This is a genomic window from Curtobacterium sp. MCSS17_011 (assembly GCF_003224275.1).
GTDB lineage: Bacteria > Actinomycetota > Actinomycetes > Actinomycetales > Microbacteriaceae > Curtobacterium.
In genome coordinates this window covers 84,441-103,920 of record NZ_QKLE01000006.1, presented here as the reverse complement: position 1 = coordinate 103,920, position 19,480 = coordinate 84,441, and the positions used below count along the sequence as shown (strand labels likewise).

Below are 19,480 nucleotides of genomic sequence, written 5' to 3'. Positions count from 1 at the left end.
TCAGCGCGCGCCGGCCCAGCGGAACTCGCGCTTGGTGGGCGGCGTGCGCGGCCCGTCCCCGGTGGAGACCGGCTCTTCACCGGTCAGCACGATGCGCGTCTTGATCGCGAGCAGGGCGAAGAGCACCCAGTTCCCCTGGTAGAGCAGGCGGGACTCGGCGACCGACTGCACCAGCAGGGCGACGACGACCAGGAGCGGCAGGAGCGACACCGGGTCGAACGACCGCGGACGCAGCGCGGCGTCGTACCCGATGCGGGTCGCGCAGGCCCACGAGCGGGACAGGGTCGTGACCACGTAGATCGCGAACAGCACCAGGCCGATGATGCCGGTCTGCATCCAGACGTCCAGGTACGCGTCGTGGGCCTGCAGGTAGGTGACGCCCTTGCGCTGCGCCAGGTCCGCGAGCGTCGGGATGCCCGGCCACCAGTACCCGATCCAGCCCCAGCCGCCCACCGGGTGCTGGTCGATCAGGCCGAGGACCCTGCCCCAGATCTCGCCGCGCCCCGTGGCATCCGAGCCCTTGCCGAGCAGTTCGGACACCGGGCCGCGCAGCACGAACGCGACCACGGCGACGACGACCGCACCCACCGCGAGCAGCAGGTAGCGCGGGGTGCGGCGCTCGGTCGGCACACGGCGCATCCGGACGGCGACCAGGGCCACCGCGGCGACCACGACGGCGGCGGCGATGACCGTCGACGAGCGGGTGAGGACGAAGCCGAGCACGGCGACGAGGAGCCAGCCGATCGCCTGGTTCCGGCGAATCCGGCCCTCGGCGAACTGCACGGCGACCACGATCGCGACCAGCAGGGCCACCATCGCGAGCAGGTTGGCGTTGCCGGGCAGACCCTGGATCCGGCCCCCGGTGAAGAGCTCGGCGCGCGAGAAGTAGAACGCGTCGGGGACGTCGCGGTCGCCGTAGTCGGTCCAGATCGGCGCGATCGGGTGCCGGACGAACACCGCGACGACGGCCTCGAACACGAGCGAGAGCATGAGGACCCAGCGGAGCGCGAGGCTCATCGCGTCCAGGATCCGACGCCACGTCAGGGTCGACGCGATCGTGAACGCCACGGCTGCGCAGATCACCTGCACGGTCAGGCTCGAGATCGTCGCGAACCGCCAGTGCGACCAGATCAGGGTCACCAGGCACCAGCCGAGGAAGGCCCAGAGCGCCCAGGGGGTGCGGACGAGCGGCGGCTTCGCCCGGACCAGGATCGTGATGCCCCACGCCGCGACGAGGGCCCAGAGGACACCGGCCCCGACCCAGGTGAGGGTGTTCGGCACGGCATCGCCCGCGAACAGCACGAACAGGGTCGTCGCCCCGAAGGCGAACGCCTCGCGCTCCGGAACGGTCCCACGCGCCAGCGGCCAGGTGTTCGTCACGACGCCAGGCTACCGGCCGGTCGCCGTCAGCAGGACTCCCTCGGCGGCGCCGGTAGGCTCTGGCCCATGTTCCTCGGCATCACGAACACCCCCCGCGACTACGCCTGGGGCTCGGTCACCGCGATCCCGGAGCTCCTCGGCCGCACCGTCACGGGTGCCCCGCAGGCGGAGCTCTGGCTCGGCGCCCACGCCGGCAGCCCCAGTGTCGTCGTCAACCCGGCCATGGTCGGCGGTGCAGACACGCTCCGCGACTGGATCGCCGACGAGCCGGAGACCGCTCTCGGTCCGGACCGCACCGGCCTGCCCTTCCTGCTCAAGGTGCTCGCGGCGGCGGCACCGCTCTCGCTGCAGGCGCACCCGACCCCGGAGCAGGCAGAGGAGGGCTTCGCCCGCGAGGAGCGCGAGGGGATCCCGCTCGACGACCCGGCCCGCAACTACAAGGACCCGTTCCCGAAGCCCGAGCTCGTCGTCGCGCTGAGCGAGCGGTTCGAGGCGCTGAGCGGCTTCCGCCCCGTCGAGGAGACCCTGGCCGAGGTGCGCGTGCTCGACGCCGGCACCGGACGGCTCGGTCCGCTCGAGGTGCACCTGCTGCACGGGCTCGAGGACACCGTCCGCTGGCTCGAGACGGCCGACGAGTCCGCGCTCGCCGTGGTGCAGGCCGCGAGCGACCTGGCCGTCTCGCTCGACGACGACCTGCTCACCCCGAACACCGCGACCGTCCGCGACCTGGCGACCAGCTGGCCCGGCGACCCCGGCATCGTCGTCTCCCTCCTCATGCACCGGGTGACGCTCGCCGCGGGGCAGGCCATGTACCTGCCCGCCGGCAACATCCACGCCTACCTCGACGGACTCGGCATCGAGCTGATGGCGCCGTCGGACAACGTGCTCCGCGGCGGGCTCACCCCGAAGCACGTCGACGTGCCGGAGCTCCTGCGGGTGCTCGACTTCACCGCGTACCCGGCCCCGGTCCTCGAGCCCGAGCACATCGCACCGGGGGTCGACCGCTTCGCGCCGGACGGCGTCGGGTTCGCGCTGCTGCGGGTGGACGGCGACGGCCGCCCGGTGGGACTGAGCACCGGCGGGGTCGCCCCGCTCGTCGGCCCGTCGATCGCCGTGTGCACCGAGGGCGTCGTCACGCTCGTCGGCGCGCAGTCGGCGACCCTGCTCCGCAAGGGCGAGTCGTGCTTCATCACGCCGGACGAGGGCGACGTGACGGTCGAGGCGGACTCCTCCGACGGCATCACGTCGACCGTGTTCATCGCCACCGGCGCCTAGGGGCGCGGACCCGCACCGGGACCTGCGCGGGGCCGCACGCCGTGGCGTGGACCCGCACACCGCCACCGGGGCGTCGCCGACGTCCGCTAGCGTGGCGAGCATGAGTTGGCTGGTCACCGGCGGTGCCGGGTACATCGGGTCCCACGTCGTCCGAGCGCTGCGCTCGGCCGGCATCGACACGGTCGCGTTCGATGATCTGTCGAGCGGTTTCCGCGCGTTCGTCCCGGACGACGTGCCGTTCGTCGAGGGCACGATCCTCGACGGCGAGCTCGTCGCACGCACCCTGCGCGAGCACGAGGTCACCGGCGTGGTCCACGTCGCTGGGTTCAAGTACGCCGGCGTCTCGGTCGAGCGGCCGCTGCACACCTACGAGCAGAACGTCACCGGCATGGCGACCCTGCTCCGCGCGATGGCCGAGACCGGCGTCACCAAGGCGGTCTTCTCGTCGAGCGCGGCGGTCTACGGCACGCCGGACGTCGAGACCGTGGTCGAGTCCACCCCGAAGAACCCCGAGTCGCCGTACGGCGAGTCGAAGCTCATCGGCGAGTGGCTGCTGCGCGACATGGAGGTCGCCGCGGGCTTCACCACCACGTCGCTCCGGTACTTCAACGTCGTCGGTTCGGGGGAGCCCGACCTGTACGACGCCAGCCCGCACAACCTGTTCCCGCTGGTCTTCGACGCGCTGCTCGCCGGCCGGACCCCGCGGATCAACGGCGACGACTACGCCACCCCGGACGGCACCTGCGTGCGCGACTACGTGCACGTCGCCGACCTGGCGCACTCGCACGCGGTGGCCGCGCGGAAGCTCGAGGCGGGGGAGCCGCTCGAGCGTGCCTACAACCTCGGCAGCGGCGACGGTGTGAGCGTCCGGCAGATCATGGACGCCATGGCGGTGGGCACCGGGATCGCCTTCGACCCCGAGATCGCACCGCGGCGCCCCGGCGACCCGGCCCGCATCGTCGCGACCGGCGAAGCCGCCGCCCGTGACCTCGAGTGGGCCATGCGGCACTCGCTGGACGAGATGGTGTCGAGCGCCTGGGAGGCCCGGCGCAGCGCCTCCTGAGCGCCTGAGGACGAGTCAGTTGTCCCCCGGAAGGCCCACGCGAGCGGAGCGACACGCCCAAACGGGGGACATGACACGCTGGAGCGGTCAGTGCCTTCTATGATCCGCGACTTGACTCAGGCGAATGACACCGCTGTAATTACAGGCAACGGCCGCAAGAGTTGGGGTTCGTTGTCGAGGCGGCAGGGGTGATCAGGGTGAACGGTTCCGAGTTCCACGCCGGAGTTCCGGAGGACTGGCACGTCGACCCCGTGGCGCTCGGCGTCCCGGGAGTGCGACGGCCGGAGACGGACGACGAGGAGAACCCGCTCGCCTGGCAGGTCGACTCGCTCTGCGCGCAGACCGACCCCGAGGCGTTCTTCCCCGAGAAGGGCGGCTCGACGCGCGAGGCGAAGAAGATCTGCACGTCGTGCGAGGTCCGGGCGCAGTGCCTCGAGTACGCACTCGAGAACGACGAGCGCTTCGGCATCTGGGGTGGCCTGTCCGAGCGCGAACGCCGCAAGCTGCGGAAGCGCGCCTGAGCGTTCAGGGCGCGCCAGCGCCCTGCGAGGGCGCGCCTGAGGAGCCTGCGACGAAGGCGCCGGAACCCGCCATCCAGCGCTCCTCCTGCACCGCGCGGTGAACGCGCCCACAGGTTCACGGCGCGCCGCCGTCCGCAGCCGACACCGCGCCTCCAGACCGTAGAGTGACGCCCGTCATGCAGCCCAGAGTCACCGCGATCCTCGTCGCCGCCAACGGGGCGGACCACCTCGACCGGACCCTGGACGCGCTCGCCGCCCAGACCCGCCATCCCGAGAACCTCGTGGTCGTCGACGTCGGCACGACCGACGGATCGACCGCCGAACTGTCCTTCGGTGGGTCCGCGCAGCTCGTCCGGCTCCCCGCGGGCAGGGCGTTCGGCGACGCCGTCCGACAGGGCGAGCGCAGCGCGCCGCCCGCAGTGACCGACGAGCCGGTCGACGAGTGGCTGTGGATCCTCGGCCACGACAACGCGCCGGCACCCACCGCGCTCGCCGACCTGCTGTCCGCGGTCGAGATCGCACCGTCGGTCGTCGTCGCCGGTCCGAAGCTCGTCGCCGACGACGACCCCTCGCTCATCCGTGCCTTCGGTGAGAGCATGACCCACTTCGGCCGGTCGATCGTGCTGGTGCAGGACGAGCTCGACCAGGGCCAGCACGACCGCAACACCGACGTGCTCGCCGTCGCCGCCGGCGGCATGCTGGTGCGCCGCTCGGTCTGGAACGAACTCGGCGGATTCGACCCGGCGCTGCCGGACGTCGACGCGGCCCTCGACTTCTCGGTGCGGGTCCGCCTCGCCGGACACCGCGTCGCCCTCGTGCCGGAGGCCAAGGTCACCAGCGCCGGACCGATCGAGGAGTTCGGTCGCAAGCGCGTGTCCGAGGCGCGGCGCGTCCGGATGCACCGGCAGGCGCAGCTGCACCGCCGGATGACCTACGCGCCGGCCGCGCTCGTCTGGCTGCACTGGCTCACGCTCGTGCCGTTCGCGATCGGCCGCGCGCTCGGACACCTCCTCGCGAAGCACCCCGCCGCCGTGGTCCCCGAGCTCTCCGCAGCGTTCGCCGTCGCCTTCGGCGGCGGCACGGGGCGCGCGCGCAAGAACCTGGCCCGCACGAAGAAGCTCGGCTGGGCGGCCGTCGAGCCACTCCGCGTGAGCTGGCGTCGGGTGCACGAGCACCGCACCACCTCACGCGACGTCGAACTCGCCCGCGTCGAGGACGCCCCGATCGCCCGGGCGTCGTTCCTGAGCGACGGCGGCATCTGGGTGGTCCTCGCCGCCGCGGTCCTCAGCGTCGTCACGCTCTACCCGCTGCTCGGTTCGCCGGCCCTGACCGGCGGGGGACTCCTGCCGCTCTCCGCGACCCCGGGGCAGCTCTGGCAGAACGTCGGCTACGGCTTCCACTCGCTCGGCACGGGCTTCACCGGGCCGTCGGACCCCTTCGCCGCGGTGCTCGCCGTGCTCGGCTCGATCGTGTTCTGGTCGCCGTCCACCGCGGTCGTGCTGGTGATGCTCGTCGCGTTCCCGGTGTCCGCCCTGGGGGCGTGGTTCGCGGTCCGCAAGGTCACGACCCGCACCTGGGTGCCGGTGATCGGAGCGTCGCTCTACGCCATCGCCCCGTCGCTCGTCGGCGCGGTGACGACCGGACACCTCGGCGCGGTGATCGCGCACCTGCTCCTGCCGTGGTTGTTCGTCGCCGTGCTCGAGGCCCACCGCTCGTGGGCATGGGCCTCCGGTGCGTCGCTCCTGTTCGCGGTCGTCGCCGCCTCGGCGCCGTCGCTGCTGCCGGTCCTGCTGATCGGCTGGCTCGTGGCGCTCCTGGTCGGCTGGCGCCGGGCCCACCGTCGTGTGTTCATCCCGGTGCCGACCGCGGTGCTGTTCCTGCCGCTGATCCTGGCGCAAGCGGCACGCGGCAACCTGCTCGCCGTGTTCGCCGACCCCGGTGTGCCGTCCGCGACCCGGGCGCCGTCCGCGCTCCAGCTGGCCATCGGACAGCCCCTGCCCGACTGGAGCGGCTGGCTCCCCGCGACGTCCGGACTCGCGCTGGTCGCCACGGTCCTGCCGATCGTGATGGCCGTCCTCGCGCTCCCCGTGGCCGCCGCTGCGATCGGGGCGATGCTCGGACACCGCTGGGCGGTCGCCGGCTCCGCGCTCGTCATCGCGCTCCTCGGCTTCGCCACGGCCTTCGCCGCCACCCACGTCACCGTCACCGGTGTCGGCTCCACCACCACCATCGTCTGGCCCGGCAGTGGTCTGTCCGTCTACTGGCTCGCCCTCGTGGTCGCGGCCTGCATCGGCATCGACGTCCTGCCGAAGGCCGCCCCGGTCACCGGACTCGTCGCGACCGTGCTCGCCGGGGTCGCCGTGGCGCCGGCGTTCGCGGCGTTCTACCTCGGCACCGCCACGATCGAACCGACCACCGGCCGGGTGCTCAGCGCCTACGTGAACGCCGAGGCCCAGGCGAACCCCGACGTCGGCACGCTCGTGGTGGTCCCGCAGGACGACGGTTCGCTCGCCGTCACGCTCGAGCGCGGGCAGGGCTCCACCCTCGACGACCAGTCGACGCTCGACGCGACCGCACTCCGGCTGAGCGAGTCCGGCGCACGGCTGACCACACTCGCCGGCAACCTGGCGAGCCGCAGCGGGTACGACCCCCGGCCGGCGCTCCGCGAGCTCGGCGTGAGCTTCGTGCTCATCGACGACGCCGGCGACGACCCCGAGGCGCAGACGGTGCACGACCGCGCCGCTGGCGCGATCGGCCAGAACGCGCTCTTCACCAGCATCGGCGAGACCACGAACGGCCAGCTGTTCCACTACGAGGGCGAAGTCGACCGCACGCGCTCCGGCTCCGCGGCGACCCAGGCCACCCACGTGCTGTACCTCGTCGTGCTCGGCGTGGTCTTCGGTGCCGCAGCCCTGCTCGCGGTCCCGACCGCCCCGCGCCGCCGCCGTGCCACCTCGAACGTCATCGAGGCCGAAGAACCTGCCACCACCTTCGACGAGGAGCGCGACGAATGAGCACCACCCCCTCCTCGGTCCGGCGCTGGATCGTCCGCGGCACGGCCACGGCCGTCGCCGTCGTCGTCGCCGCGGGTGCCGTCACGGCGGCCCACGCGATCGGCACCGAGTCCGAACCGGGTCGACCCGCCGGGCGCACCGTGACGCCGGTCCCCGCCGCCGCCGAACGCGTCTGCGCCGGCAGTGCGCTGCGGTTGTCCGACGACGACGGCAACGACGCGACGCAGGCGAGCACCGTCGGCACCGCGACCGTCGCGACGGCGACGACCGGTTCGACCGTCGAGCGGTCCTCGCTCGACCCCTCGACCACCGGTGGCAGCGACCCCCGGCTCTTGACGGCGCCCGCGGGGGAGACGACCCCGCAGGTCGCGGGCAGCAGTTTCCAGAGCGTGTCCAGCGGCGACCTGGTGGGGGCGGGCGCTGCCTCGTGCGACGACCCGACCCAGTCCACGTGGCTGGTGGGCGGTTCGACGGAGACCGGGCGCACGAGCCTCGTGACGCTCTCGAACCCGACCGACGTGAACGCCACGGTCGACCTGGCGATCTTCGACGGCACGGGGACGGTCAGCGCCCCCGGGACCACCGGCATCGTCGTCGCGCCGAACACGCAGAAGGTCGTCCCGCTGTCGGGCTTCGTGTCCGACGCCGCCTCGACCGTCGTGCACGTCACGTCGTCCGGCGGGCAGATCGTCGCGCACATGCAGGAGACCGTCGTCCGCACGCTCACCCCGGGCGGCTACGACATCGTGTCCGGCGGCGCTGCGCCGTCCCGGTCACAGGTCATCCCCGCCGTCGCCCTCGCCGACGCGCAAGCTGCCCAGCGCGGCGACGACACGGCCGACGCGGCGCCGATCGTCCGGTTGTTCGTCCCCGGCACGAAGTCGGCCCGCGTCACCCTCGGCATCAGCACGGCCGACGGTGGCGGCACGACCGTCAACGCCACCGCGGAGCCCGGGGTCGTGACCGACGTCGCGCTCGACGACTTCCCGGACGGCCGGTACTCGTTCACCGTCACCTCGACCGAGCCGGTCGTCACCGGTGCACGCACCACGACGCCCACCGACGGTGCCGGCACCGATCTCGGGTGGTTCGCCTCGGCCGAGCCGCTGGGCGACGAGACGATCACCGCCATCGCGCCGGGCGAGGGCGTGCGGCTGAACTTCGTGAACCCCACCCGCCAGGACCGCTCGGTCACGGTGCGGTCGGGTGACGAGCGTCGCACCCTGAAGATCCTGTCCGGGGCGACGGTGACGCTCCCGGTGCAGACCGCGAAGCAGCTCACGTTGACGGGCACCGAGGGCATCGTCGCCGGGGTCACCTACCGCGGGGCCGACGGCATCGCCGGGTTCCCGGTGCGACCGGCCACCGACGTCTCCACCCCGGTCCGCGTCTACCCCTGACGCCCGGCGCGGTCGGCCCGGCTCACCAGTGTCGGTAGCGGTCCGGTGCCAGGTCCCAGGGGTCCTTGCCGATCAGTTCGCCGACGGCGCGGAACACCGCGGTCTCGACGATGATGCGGCGGTCCGAGTCGTCCTTCTCGGGGCTCCGGTTCACCCGCTCGACGGGGATCCGGAAGACGGTCACACGGCGCGCGTCGCGATCGATGCGCCAGCGCGGCATCTCGTCGGGCAGGGTCGTGTCGCTCGGCATGTCCGCCACCTGGAAGACCACGCCGGCCAGTTCGTCGGGCCAGAGACCGAGCAGGTAGTGCGCGCTGTCGCCGACGATCCGGTCGAAGGCCTCGGCGCGGGTGATGATCGGGGCGAGCTCGGGCCCGGTGACGCTCGAACGCCCGCCTCGGCCGTGCCGTGAGCGCCCCCGACCGCGGTCGACCGGGGTGACGAGGCGAGGCTTCCGACGCATCCCCTCATCGTACGCGGGGACGAGTGCGCGCCGGACGCTCCGCTAGGCTCCCTGTCGACATGGACGTGCGGATCTGCAGCAAGGTGGCGTGTGCCGCCAGCGCTTCGTCGACCCTGACGTACGACTACGGCGACTCCATGGTGGTCGTCGGTCCGCTGTCGACCCGGGTCGAGCCGCACGGCTACGACCTCTGCGCCCGGCACGCTGCCGCCCTGCGCGTCCCGCGCGGCTGGCAGGTGGTGCGGCGCGAGCCGCTCCCGCGCGACGCCGACTGACGGCTCACGTCCGCGGCGTGAGCGCGGGGGTCGATCTGGAGGCTCGGGGAGCGTGACCCGGATCGGCTGGTGATCCGCGCCTCCCGGCATGGAAGACTGATGGACATGCCCACCGAAACCCGCACCGCTGCTGCGTTCCGCGTCGCCGACCTGTCCCTCGCCGAGGCGGGCCGGCACCAGATCCGTCTCGCCGAGAACGAGATGCCGGGTCTGATGTCCCTGCGCGAGGAGTTCGCCGCGTCGCAGCCGCTCGCCGGCGCGCGCATCGCCGGGTCCCTGCACATGACGGTGCAGACCGCGGTCCTCATCGAGACGCTCGTCGCCCTGGGCGCGCAGGTGCGCTGGGCCAGCTGCAACATCTTCTCCACGCAGGACGAGGCCGCGGCCGCCGTCGCCGTCGGGCCCACCGGCACCCCGGACGCCCCCGCCGGCGTCCCGGTCTTCGCGTGGAAGGGTGAGACGCTCGAGGAGTACTGGTGGTGCACCAGCCGCGTCTTCGACTGGAGCGACGAGGCAGCCGTCGCCGGTGTCGACTGGACCGGACCGAACCTGATCCTCGACGACGGCGGCGACGCCACCATGCTCGTGCACACCGGAGCCGACGCCGAGGCGGCCGGAGCCGCTCCGGTCGCCGAGCCGGACGCCAGTGCCGAGTGGAAGATCGTGCTCGACACCGTCGCGCGGTCGCTCGAGACCTCGTCGGACCGCTGGACCCGCATCGCGGCCGACATCCAGGGCGTCACCGAGGAGACCACCACGGGCGTGCACCGCCTGTACGAGCTGTTCCGGAACGGCGAGCTGAAGTTCCCGGCGATCAACGTCAACGACTCGGTGACGAAGTCGAAGTTCGACAACAAGTACGGCATCCGGCACTCGCTGCCCGACGGCCTGAACCGTGCCACCGACGTGCTCATCGGCGGCAAGGTCGCCTTCGTGGTCGGCTACGGCGACGTCGGCAAGGGGGCGGCCGAGGCCCTCCGCGGGCAGGGCGCCCGCGTCATCGTCAGCGAGGTCGACCCGATCTGCGCGCTGCAGGCGGCGATGGACGGCTACCAGGTCGCGCGCCTGGCGGATGTCGTGGACACCGTCGACATGGTCATCACGTGCACCGGCAACCTGGGTGTCGTGGGTGTCGACGAGATGCTCGGGCTCAAGCACCTGGCGATCGTCGCGAACGTGGGGCACTTCGACAACGAGATCGACATGGCGGGGCTCGAGGCCCTGCCCGGCGTCTCGAAGGTCGAGATCAAGCCGCAGGTGCACGAGTGGCGGCTGCCCACCGGGCGGTCGATCCTGGTGCTCTCCGAGGGCCGGCTCATGAACCTCGGCAACGCGACCGGGCACCCGTCGTTCGTGATGAGCAACTCGTTCACCAACCAGGTGCTCGCACAGATCGAGCTGCACACCCGGCGCGACGAGTACCCGACCGGTGTGTACGTGCTGCCGAAGCACCTGGACGAGAAGGTCGCACGCCTGCACCTCGACGCCCTCGGGGTGCAGCTGACGTCACTGCGTCCGGAGCAGGCGGCGTACATCGGCGTGCCCGTCGAGGGCCCCTTCAAGCCCGACCACTACCGCTACTGAGTCCGGCGGGGCGGCCGCAAGACACCGGTGCTCGCACGTTGAACCCCCGCACGCGGGTGTTCTGAGCGCGAACACCGGTGTTTTGCGAGCAGCGCGCCGCCCGCCGCGGGCGGCGCCGCGCGTCAGCGCGGGAAGCCGGGCGGGGGCGCTGCCGCCGCCGCACCGGCTGCGGTGAGCAGCTCGGCGCGAGCACCCAGCGCCCGGACGTCCCGTCGACGCCGCAGCACGACGACCCCGGCCAGGAAGACCTCGGGCGGGACGGGCGGCACGGGGTGCGCGAACGCGGACACCTCGGCCGCCAGGGTCTGCGCCGCCGCCTCGCGCAGTTCGGGGCGCATCAGTGCAGCCCCGCGGAAGAAGGCACCGAGGCGGTTCTCCAACCGCTGTGGCAGCGCCGAGACGTCCGCGACGCCGGCCCACGCCGTCAGCTCCGGAGGCAGCAGCACCTCGGGGTCCCGCTGCTTCGGCAGGCGCTCGTGCTGCACGATCGTGCCCGCGAGCAGGTCGCCGAGGCGCCGGGGCCGACTGCCGAACAGCGCGACGAGCAGGGCGACCGAGCCGAACGTCATCCAGAGCTCGAACAGGCCGACGAGTGCCCGGGTGAAGGCGTGCCGGAACCCGATCGCGCCGCCGTCGAGCCGGACGACCCGGGTGCCGGTGGCGAACCGTCCGACGCTCCGCCCCTTCGTCACGGTCTCGACCGCCGCGGGCACCAGCACGAGCACGACGACGAGCAGCACGATGCCGAGCGCTGCGCCCCAGGCCGGTTCGAGGCCCCTGGGCCAGAGCCGCGAGACGCCGAACAGCGCGAGCACGAACAGCACGAGGACGCACAGACCGTCCAGCAGCGCGGCCGCGAGCCGCAGCACGAGTCCGGCGGGCTGGACGTCGAGCGCGACGCCCTCGCCCACCACCAGCTCGTCGGCGGTCTCGTCGAGGTCGCGCGAGAACCGGGCGTCGGCGAGGTCACGCGGCGTGCGGGGCTTCGGCATGGGATCATTCTGTCGGAGATCACGCGACCTGAGGGGGAACACGTGGACCTGGATGCCTACGCCGAGGTGCATCGTGACCGGTGGCAGGAGCTCGACCGTCTGGCGCGTGCCCGGCACCGGTCCGGTGCGGACGTCGACCGGCTCGTCGCCGGCTACCAGGAGGCCGCGACCGACCTCGCCCGCATCCGGGGCGCCGCACCGCGCACGGTGACGGGCGACCGGCTCTCGCTGACGCTGTTCCGCGCCCGCCTGCGCTTCACCGGCAACCCCGTCGACCCGTTGACCGCCCTCGCCCTGTTCTTCACACGGCAGCTGCCCGCGGCGCTCTACCGGATCCGCTGGGTGACCATCTGGGTCGCGCTCGCGACGGTGGCGATCGCGGCGATCGTCGCCGTCTGGATCACCACCACCCCCGGCGCGACGGCGACGTTCGGCAGCGACGAGGCCCTGCGCCGGTACGCCACGCAGGACTTCGTCGACTACTACTCCGACCGTGGCCTCGGGGCCTTCACCGCGCAGGTCTGGACGAACAACGCCTACATCGCCGCGACGATGGTGGCGTTCGGCATCACCGGCGTCTTCGTGCCGTTCTCGATCATGCAGAACGCCGTCAGCCTCGGGGTCTCCGCCGCGATCATGCACTCCCAGGGGCGCCTGGCCGACTTCTTCCTCTACATCTCCCCGCACGGGCAGCTCGAGCTCTACTCGGTGTTCCTCGCGGGCGGTGCGGGGCTGATGATCTTCTGGTCGTGGGTGGCACCGGGGCCCGGACGCACGCGCGCCCAGGCCCTCGCCGAGGACGGCCGTGCACTCATCACCATCGCGATCGGCCTGACCCTGACCCTGCTGCTGTCCGGCATCGTCGAGGGCGTGGTGACGCGGCAGGACTGGCCGTGGCCGATCAAGATCGGCATCGGCACCCTCGCCCTGGTCGCGGTGCTCGCCTACCAGTGGGTGCTCGGCGGCCGCGCGTACCGAGCAGGGGAGCGCGGCGACCTCGAGGAGTTCGAGCGCGGCTCCACCGCCCTGGTGGCCGGCTAGCGTCCGTCCCGGTTCAGAGCCGGCCGCTGGCCTTCGCCCGGATGTACGCGTCGGCGACGAGCGGCGGGACGTCCGCCGGTGCGCCGCGCACGACCTCGGCACCGGAACGCCGTGCGACGTCGGCCGCACCGTCCGCGTCGAGCAGGGTGCGTTCGGCGGCGGCGCGTCGGTAGACGTCACGCTCCGCGCCGGTCGGGAGGCCCGGCACCCGTCCGCCCCGCGCGGTGCGGATCGCCGTGGTCGGGTCCACCCCGCCGCGCGCCGTCCGCTGGACGGCCGGGTCCTCGATGCTCGTCACGACGACCGCGTGCCGTCGGGACAGCCGGGGGAGCACGGCGAGCAGGTCGCCCGAGGCACCGACGGAGTCGAGGCTCGAGGCGAGCACGACCAGGGCGCGCGAGGTCGTGATCGAGTCGACGAGCGCGGGGACGGATGCCCAGTCGGTCGCGGCGAGCCCCGGTTCGGCCATCGCGAGTGCCTTGCCGAAGCGCTGCACGACGTCGGTGCGGGTGGCGCCGTGCACGCGGTCGTGTGCCGTGTCGTCGAGGACCACCAGGTCGACGCGGTCACCGGCGGCAGCCGCGAGCGCGCCGAGGAGCAGCGCCGACTCGATGAACGTGTCGAGTCGGGGTTCGTCGGCGACCCGGCCGGCACCCGCCCGGCCCGCGTCGACCACGACGACGACGCGCCGGTCGCGTTCCGGCCGCCAGGTGCGGACGACGAGGTCCTGCCGCCGCGCGGTGGCGCGCCAGTCGATGGACCGCACGTCGTCGCCGCGCACGTAGTCGCGCAGCGAGTCGAACTCGGTGCCGTGCCCGCGGAGCTGCAGCGTGGTCTCGCCGTCGAGCTCGCGGAGCCGTGCCAACCGTGACGGCAGGTGCCGCCGGGAGCGGAACGGCGGCGTCACGACGAGTTCGCCCGGTGCCGCGACGACCCGCTGCCGTGCGGCGAGGCCCAGTGGACCGAAGGACCGCACGGCGACCCCGGCGGTGCGGCGTCGACCACGACGGAACGGTGTGAAGCGCATCCGGGCCGTCCGTCGCTCCCCGGCGGGGACCGCCATCCGGATCCGACGGGGACGGTGGCCGGCCGACGGCTCCCACATGTCGCGGACCACACCGCGGACCGTCCGGGAGCCGTCGTTGGCGAGCACGAGGGTGCCGTCCGCGGTGCTGTCGCGTCGAGCGAGCCGGGGCATCCGCCGCTCCACGCGGACCCGTCGCAGGTCGGCGGCGAGCACGACGTCGAGCGCCGCGGCGAGCAGCACCACCCCGACCCACGCCAGACCGGCCCACCCGCTGCCGAGCAGCACGGTGGGCACGAGGGCGACGGCGAGGAGCGCGACGAACCGGCCGGAGACCGCCACTAGATCGGCACCCGCACCTGCTCGAGCACCTGCTGGAGCACGCCGTCGGCGCCGACGCCCTCGAGCTCGGCGTCGGCGGCGACCCGCAGGCGGTGCCGCCAGACCGGCAGGACCATGGCCTGCACGTGGTCCGGGGTGATCGCGTCGTAGCCGGTGAGCCAGGCCCACGCCTTGGCGGCGGCGAGCAGTGCCGTCGCACCGCGGGGACTGACACCGACGCGGACGGACGGTGCCTGCCGGGTGGCCCGGGCGAGGTCGACGATGTACGCGAGCACGTCGTCGCGGGCGCCGACGGCGCGGACGGCACGCTGCGCACGGACCACCTCGTCGACGCCGACCACCGGGGTGATGCCGGCCGACCGGACGTCACGCGGCACGAACCCGTCGGCGTGGCGACGGAGCACCTGCCACTCGACGTCGCGCGGCGGGATGTCGAGGGTCAGCTTCATCAGGAACCGGTCGAGCTGCGCCTCGGGCAACGTGTAGGTGCCCTCGAACTCGATCGGGTTCATCGTCGCGGCGACGAAGAAGGGGTCGGGCAGCGCCCGGGCGTCGCCGTCCACGCTCACCTGGCGTTCCTCCATCGCCTCGAGCAGGGCCGACTGGGTCTTCGGCGGCGTGCGGTTGACCTCGTCGGCGAGCAGCACGTTGGTGAAGACGGGGCCCTCGCGGAACGGGAACGTGCCGGTCGAGGCGTCGTAGACGAGCGACCCGGTGACGTCGCCGGGCATCAGGTCGGGTGTGAACTGGATGCGCTTCGTGTCGAGCGTCATCGCGGCGGCGAGGCTTCGGACGAGCAGGGTCTTCGCGACACCGGGGACGCCCTCGAGCAGCACGTGCCCCTGCGCGAGGAGTCCGACGATCATGCCGGAGACCGCGCCCTCCTGGCCGACGACGGCCTTCGCGACCTCGGTGCGGACCCGGCCGAACGCGTCGCGCAGGTCGGAGCCGGCCGCGGTCGTGGGGTCGTGCTCCGGCGCGGTGTGCTCGGTGGTGGCAGGGGGCAGGTCGGTCACGGTCGTGCTCCTGGTCGGTCGGGGTCAGAGGTCGGTCGGTCGCCGGAGGTCGCCCGGCGCACGGCACGTTCGAGGTCGTCGAGTGCCGCGGTGCCGTCGACGAGCGCGCGGTCGTCGGCGGTGGTCCCACCGACGAGCACGGCACCGACACGGGTGTGGGGAATACCGGTGGCCTGGGCCGCGGCCCGGACGACCTCGTCGACGTGCGCCGATCGGGGGAGTCCGAGCATCCGGCCGATGCGGCGGACGGCGGCGACGCGCAGGGTGTCGAGGGCGTGGGTGCGGTCCCGGGTGCGGGCGTACATCCGGGCACGCCCCTCGGTGGTCTCGGCAGCACGGACGACGACGGGCAACCGCTCGACGACGAGCGGGCCGAGCCGTCGGCCCCGCCAGACGCCGGACGCGACGGCGACGAGGGCGAGCAGTGCGAGGGCGCTCGGGACCCACGGCGGGGCGAGCTCGCCGAGGGTCGGGGCGGCGTCGGGGGTGCCGACGGCCGGGGTGTACCAGACAAGTCGCTCGTCGGCGCCGAGCAGCCCGAGGGCGAGCGCGGCGTTCCCGGCGGTGGCGATCGTGTCGTTCCGGAACGCCGAGGTCGTGCCGAGCAGGGTGACGTCGCCGCCCGGCGTCGCGGTGCGCACGAGACCCCAGACGCGCGAGCCGCCGTCGCCCGTCGGCGCGCACCGTTCGGCGTCGTCGTCGTCCACGGTGTACCCGGAGCCGGCGGTGGTGACGCGGGCAGCCGAGGCCGCCGCCGGGATCCCGCACGAGGCCGTCGAGACGGTGGCGTCACCGTCGACCTGGACGGCCGGGTCGACCGGGAACCCGAGCAGCGCCTCGAGTCCGGCGCCGCTCGTGCCGACGACCACGACGTGCCGCGCCGTGCGGGCGATGCGTTCCGCGACGGCGGGGTCGAGCGCCCCGTCGGCGTCGTCGATGAACACCGTGCCGCCGTCGATCCCGTCGACGCCGTCGACGGTGTCGGTGACGGAGACCGCGGTGCCCCGCTGCTCGAGCACCCGGACCAGGGCGGCCGAACCGCTGGCCGTGGTCGAGGTCGGGTCGAGGGCGCGCGGTGCGTCCGGGTCGGTGCCCTGCACGAGGGCGGTCAGGGCGGCGAGCAGGACGCCGACCAGGACGATCGCGATCCAGAACCCGAGGCGGAACCGGCGTCCCTCGGCCGGAGCCGGAGCCTGCCCGGCGCTCGTCCGCGCGGCGGTGTCGGTCGTCATGCCGGCACCTCCGGTCCCTCGGCCCGCGCTGGGCGGGCCTGCCGGACGCTGCGCTCGGTGTCGAGCACGCGGAGGGCTGCGGTCTCGTCGGCCTCGGCGCCGAGATACCGGACCGCGTCGAAGGCGGTCGCTGCCGCGTCGAGTGCGCCGGCCGACGCAGGGAACGGCACGGCGCCCCGTGCGGCGATCGTCCGCGCGGTTGCTCCGGGCACGTCAGGTACCAGGTCGCGCTCGCCGAGGCCCCTGGCGATCGCGCGGAATCCCTCGAGCACCGCTGCTGACCAGTCGGCGCGACGGACCGCGGCCTGGGCCGCCTCGAGGAGTTCCCGGGCGGAGCGCAGGTCGTCGGCGTCGAACACCCCGCCGGTGTCACCGTCTCCGGCACGGGCGCGCCGGCGGGGGAGTCCGCGGGCGACGACGACGAGCACGACGACCGCGACGAGCACCACGATCGCGATCACCAGCGCCGTGCGGGCCGCAGCGGGGGAGTCGATGCCGTCGGCGCGGAGCGACCCGAGCCAGTCGAGGAAGGAGCGCGAGGCACGGTCCCACCACGTCGGCCGCGCACCGTCGTAGGCGGACCGGTCGAGTTCGCGCTCGAGCAGGCGACGCGCCTCGTCCGGGTCGACCGCCGTCACGCGGAGCCGTTCGGCGGCGCCTGGCCCGGACCCTGCTGCCACGGCTGCTGCTGTTGCTGCTGACCGGGTTGCCACGGTTGCTGCTGCTGGCCGGGCTGCCACGGCTGCTGCTGGGCGGGCTGCCACTGCTGCTGCCCCGGCCACGGTTGCTGCTGCGCCTGCCACTGCCGACCGGCCCACTGCTGCTGCGGTGGCCAGGGCGGGCGTGCAACGGGCTCGGACGGCGCGAACGGGTCGGTCGGCTGCCCCGAGTCGAGGTGCGACGCGATCCGCTGGTCGAGCGCCTCGGTGCGGATCCGCCGGTCGATGGCGAGGAACGTGGTGATCGAGGCGCTCAGCACGTCGGTGATGCACTGCACCGCGATCGCGAGCAGGCTGCCGACGACGATGGCGATGACCGCACCGGTGCCGGCTCCCGACGTGCCGCCCGTCTGCCCGAGCGGGTCGAACGTGCCCCCGACGAGCACGGCGCCGATGGTGAGCGGGATCGACGCGATGGACGCCGCGAACCCGAACATGAGCTGCACGAGCAGCAGGATGCCGAAGGTCCGCCAGAAGGCCCCGCGGGTCAGGCGCCACGACTGTGCGGCTGCGGCGAAGACCGGCCGGCCCTCGAGCGCGATCGTCGGGACGGTGAGCACGAAGCGCGTGGCGAGCCAGACGACGACGACACCGATGCCGAGCACGAACAGCACGAGCGCCAGCACGAACCACCCGGTGCCGGAGTCGGCGGCACCCATGGCCGCGAACACCCCGAAGAACACGAGCCCGGCCAGGATCGCGAGGACCACGCCGGCCCCGATCTGCACGAGCATCCACGCGACGACGGACCACCGGCGGCCGGCGAGCAGCGCCCACAGTCCCCGGAACGTGGCGCGACGGCCGAGCACCCGTTGCCCGGTGTCCGCGGCGACCGGCGCCACCAGGAACCCGCGACCGAGGTAGGCGAGGAACGGCAGCACGACCGAGAGCAGTGCCGTGAGCGTCAGCGTGCCCGCGACCACCGAGTCGGCACCGCTGCCGCCGTCGAGGGCCGAGAACATTCGCGACTGCAGCGCCTGCTGCCCGAACGTGCTGGCCAGCGTCGAGAGCAGGCCGAGCACACCGCTCAACAGCACGCTCCAGAGCAGCAGCACGCGGGCGTTCCGGCGGAACACCGTGAACGCGCCGGCCAGGACGTCACCGAGGCCGAGCGGGCGCAGCGGGATCACCGGACGCGAGCCACCGGACGGACCGCCGGGTCGCCCCGGACCCGGCCCCGGGGCGGGCTGCGGCGGCACGGAGAAGCGGGGCGGGCCTCCAGGCCGGGGTCCGGGTCCCTGCGCCGGTCCGGACGCCGGCGGCGTCGTCGCACCCTGCTGCCCACCGCCCGGTGTGTGCCAATCGGACATGACTCCAGCCCCCTCGTCGTGTCGGACCGAGCCAGCGGTGCACGGTCCACCCCCATCCTGGCGGAAAACCCGGCGCGGCGGGGCCTCGGCTATCGTGTGGGGACACGTGCCGACCACGGCACCCGCACGCCACCCGGAGTCCAGATCACATGACACCGCGCATCCTCGTCGTCGACGACGACCAGGCCCTCGCCGAGATGATCGGCATCGTGCTCCGCTCCGAGGGGTACGAACCCGAGTTCAGCGCCGACGGCAACGACGCCGTCGACGCGTTCCACGCCACCAAGCCGGACCTCGTCCTGCTCGACGTCATGCTGCCCGGCATCGACGGCATCGAGGTGTGCAAGCGCATCCGTGCCGAGAGCGGCACGCCGATCATCATGCTCACGGCGAAGAGCGACACCGCCGACGTCGTCCTCGGGCTCGAGAACGGTGCCGACGACTACGTCGTGAAACCCTTCAACCCGAAGGAGCTCGTCGCCCGCATCCGGACCCGCCTGCGGCCGAGCGCGTCCGACGCCACCGTGCTGCACGTCGGCGACGTCACGGTCGACGTCGCCGGGCACGAGGTGCGCCGCGGTGACACCGTGATCGCGCTCACGCCGCTCGAGTTCGACCTGCTCCGGGCGCTCGCCGAGAAGCCGAACCAGGTGTTCACCCGCGAGATGCTGCTCGAGCAGGTCTGGGGCTACCACTACAAGGCGGACACCCGCCTGGTGAACGTGCACGTGCAGCGGCTCCGCGCGAAGATCGAGCACGACCCGGACAACCCGAAGACCGTCACCACGGTCCGCGGCGTCGGGTACCGCGCCGGAGGAGCCTGAGCACC

17 protein-coding genes are annotated in these 19,480 nt (G+C 73.3%); 9 read left to right on the top strand and 8 right to left on the bottom strand.

The features are described 5' to 3' along the window. Entirely contained in the window at positions 1-1,380 is a 1,380-nt protein-coding gene (locus DEJ17_RS06705; protein ID WP_110892661.1) for an O-antigen ligase, read from the bottom strand. Positions 1,381-1,446: 66 nt separating this feature from the next. Here DEJ17_RS06705 and manA point away from each other — a divergent pair, with 66 nt between their 5' ends. The 5 genes from manA (at position 1,447) to DEJ17_RS06680 (ending at position 8,653) form a co-directional block, all read left to right on the top strand. Beyond that, positions 1,447-2,655, top strand: a complete 1,209-nt coding sequence (gene manA / locus DEJ17_RS06700; RefSeq protein WP_110892660.1) for a mannose-6-phosphate isomerase, class I — start codon at positions 1,447-1,449, stop codon at positions 2,653-2,655. 100 nt (positions 2,656-2,755) lie between these two features. Continuing rightward, positions 2,756-3,718, top strand: coding sequence for a UDP-glucose 4-epimerase GalE (galE, locus tag DEJ17_RS06695; protein ID WP_110892717.1), 963 nt, complete (start codon positions 2,756-2,758; stop codon positions 3,716-3,718). Between the two features lie 188 nt (positions 3,719-3,906). After that, positions 3,907-4,239 (top strand): WhiB family transcriptional regulator, encoded by a 333-nt coding sequence (locus DEJ17_RS06690; RefSeq protein ID WP_081827389.1) that lies wholly within the window; start codon positions 3,907-3,909, stop codon positions 4,237-4,239. Positions 4,240-4,415: 176 nt separating this feature from the next. Then, the gene (locus tag DEJ17_RS06685) at positions 4,416-7,253 is read left to right on the top strand and encodes a glycosyltransferase family 2 protein (RefSeq protein ID WP_146239655.1); all 2,838 of its coding nucleotides are present in this window, start codon (positions 4,416-4,418) and stop codon (positions 7,251-7,253) included. Further along, the gene (locus DEJ17_RS06680; protein ID WP_110892658.1) at positions 7,250-8,653 is read left to right on the top strand and encodes a DUF5719 family protein; all 1,404 of its coding nucleotides are present in this window, start codon (positions 7,250-7,252) and stop codon (positions 8,651-8,653) included. The genes DEJ17_RS06685 and DEJ17_RS06680 overlap by 4 nt, the downstream gene beginning before the upstream one ends. A 22-nt stretch (positions 8,654-8,675) precedes the next feature. Here the strand turns inward: DEJ17_RS06680 and DEJ17_RS06675 are convergent, their stop codons facing one another. After that, a complete protein-coding gene (locus tag DEJ17_RS06675) occupies positions 8,676-9,116 on the bottom strand; it encodes a metallopeptidase family protein (protein WP_110892657.1) in 441 nt (146 codons plus the stop codon). Positions 9,117-9,175: 59 nt separating this feature from the next. Between DEJ17_RS06675 and DEJ17_RS06670 the strand changes: the two genes are divergently transcribed. After that, on the top strand, positions 9,176-9,391 hold the full coding sequence (locus tag DEJ17_RS06670) for a DUF3499 family protein (RefSeq protein ID WP_110892656.1): 216 nt from the start codon (positions 9,176-9,178) through the stop codon (positions 9,389-9,391). Positions 9,392-9,496: 105 nt separating this feature from the next. Next, positions 9,497-10,975: an adenosylhomocysteinase gene (gene ahcY / locus DEJ17_RS06665; RefSeq protein WP_110892716.1), complete on the top strand. Its 1,479-nt coding sequence runs from the start codon at positions 9,497-9,499 to the stop codon at positions 10,973-10,975. Positions 10,976-11,097: 122 nt separating this feature from the next. On the opposite strand, the gene DEJ17_RS06660 is transcribed toward ahcY, so the two are convergent. Continuing rightward, positions 11,098-11,967 carry an RDD family protein gene (locus DEJ17_RS06660; protein WP_110892655.1) on the bottom strand — a complete coding sequence of 290 codons (870 nt, stop codon included), beginning with the start codon at positions 11,965-11,967 and terminating at the stop codon, positions 11,098-11,100. Between the two features lie 42 nt (positions 11,968-12,009). Here DEJ17_RS06660 and DEJ17_RS06655 point away from each other — a divergent pair, with 42 nt between their 5' ends. Further along, positions 12,010-13,008 carry a stage II sporulation protein M gene (locus DEJ17_RS06655; RefSeq protein WP_110892654.1) on the top strand — a complete coding sequence of 333 codons (999 nt, stop codon included), beginning with the start codon at positions 12,010-12,012 and terminating at the stop codon, positions 13,006-13,008. Between the two features lie 13 nt (positions 13,009-13,021). Here the strand turns inward: DEJ17_RS06655 and DEJ17_RS06650 are convergent, their stop codons facing one another. From DEJ17_RS06650 to DEJ17_RS06630, 5 genes are read right to left on the bottom strand one after another with little or no spacing between them, the layout of a single operon-like run. Beyond that, positions 13,022-14,374 carry a DUF58 domain-containing protein gene (locus DEJ17_RS06650; RefSeq protein WP_110892653.1) on the bottom strand — a complete coding sequence of 451 codons (1,353 nt, stop codon included), beginning with the start codon at positions 14,372-14,374 and terminating at the stop codon, positions 13,022-13,024. Beyond that, the gene (locus DEJ17_RS06645; protein WP_375342560.1) at positions 14,374-15,381 is read right to left on the bottom strand and encodes an AAA family ATPase; all 1,008 of its coding nucleotides are present in this window, start codon (positions 15,379-15,381) and stop codon (positions 14,374-14,376) included. Before DEJ17_RS06645 ends, DEJ17_RS06650 begins: the two co-directional genes overlap by 1 nt. A 5-nt stretch (positions 15,382-15,386) precedes the next feature. Then, positions 15,387-16,622: a DUF4350 domain-containing protein gene (locus tag DEJ17_RS06640; protein WP_110892652.1), complete on the bottom strand. Its 1,236-nt coding sequence runs from the start codon at positions 16,620-16,622 to the stop codon at positions 15,387-15,389. Then, entirely contained in the window at positions 16,619-17,302 is a 684-nt protein-coding gene (locus DEJ17_RS06635) for a DUF4129 domain-containing protein (protein WP_110892651.1), read from the bottom strand. Before DEJ17_RS06635 ends, DEJ17_RS06640 begins: the two co-directional genes overlap by 4 nt. Continuing rightward, entirely contained in the window at positions 17,257-18,471 is a 1,215-nt protein-coding gene (locus DEJ17_RS06630; protein ID WP_181421086.1) for a glycerophosphoryl diester phosphodiesterase membrane domain-containing protein, read from the bottom strand. The genes DEJ17_RS06635 and DEJ17_RS06630 overlap by 46 nt, the downstream gene beginning before the upstream one ends. Positions 18,472-18,800: 329 nt before the next feature. On the opposite strand from DEJ17_RS06630, the gene mtrA reads away from it, so the two are divergent. Then, on the top strand, positions 18,801-19,475 hold the full coding sequence (gene mtrA / locus DEJ17_RS06625; protein ID WP_110892649.1) for an MtrAB system response regulator MtrA: 675 nt from the start codon (positions 18,801-18,803) through the stop codon (positions 19,473-19,475). The last annotated feature ends 5 nt before the right edge of the window (positions 19,476-19,480 follow it).

Bases quoted from the DNA above. Each gene is read 5' to 3' on its own strand.
- manA (WP_110892660.1), top strand. From the start codon at position 1,447: ATGTTCCTCGGCATCACGAACACCCCCCGCGACTACGCCTGGGGCTCG.
- galE (WP_110892717.1), top strand. From the start codon at position 2,756: ATGAGTTGGCTGGTCACCGGCGGTGCCGGGTACATCGGGTCCCACGTC.
- DEJ17_RS06685 (WP_146239655.1), top strand. From the start codon at position 4,416: ATGCAGCCCAGAGTCACCGCGATCCTCGTCGCCGCCAACGGGGCGGAC.
- DEJ17_RS06680 (WP_110892658.1), top strand. From the start codon at position 7,250: ATGAGCACCACCCCCTCCTCGGTCCGGCGCTGGATCGTCCGCGGCACG.
- DEJ17_RS06675 (WP_110892657.1), bottom strand. From the start codon at position 9,116: ATGCGTCGGAAGCCTCGCCTCGTCACCCCGGTCGACCGCGGTCGGGGG.
- DEJ17_RS06670 (WP_110892656.1), top strand. From the start codon at position 9,176: ATGGACGTGCGGATCTGCAGCAAGGTGGCGTGTGCCGCCAGCGCTTCG.
- ahcY (WP_110892716.1), top strand. From the start codon at position 9,497: ATGCCCACCGAAACCCGCACCGCTGCTGCGTTCCGCGTCGCCGACCTG.
- DEJ17_RS06660 (WP_110892655.1), bottom strand. From the start codon at position 11,967: ATGCCGAAGCCCCGCACGCCGCGTGACCTCGCCGACGCCCGGTTCTCG.
- DEJ17_RS06640 (WP_110892652.1), bottom strand. From the start codon at position 16,622: ATGACGACCGACACCGCCGCGCGGACGAGCGCCGGGCAGGCTCCGGCT.
- mtrA (WP_110892649.1), top strand. From the start codon at position 18,801: ATGACACCGCGCATCCTCGTCGTCGACGACGACCAGGCCCTCGCCGAG.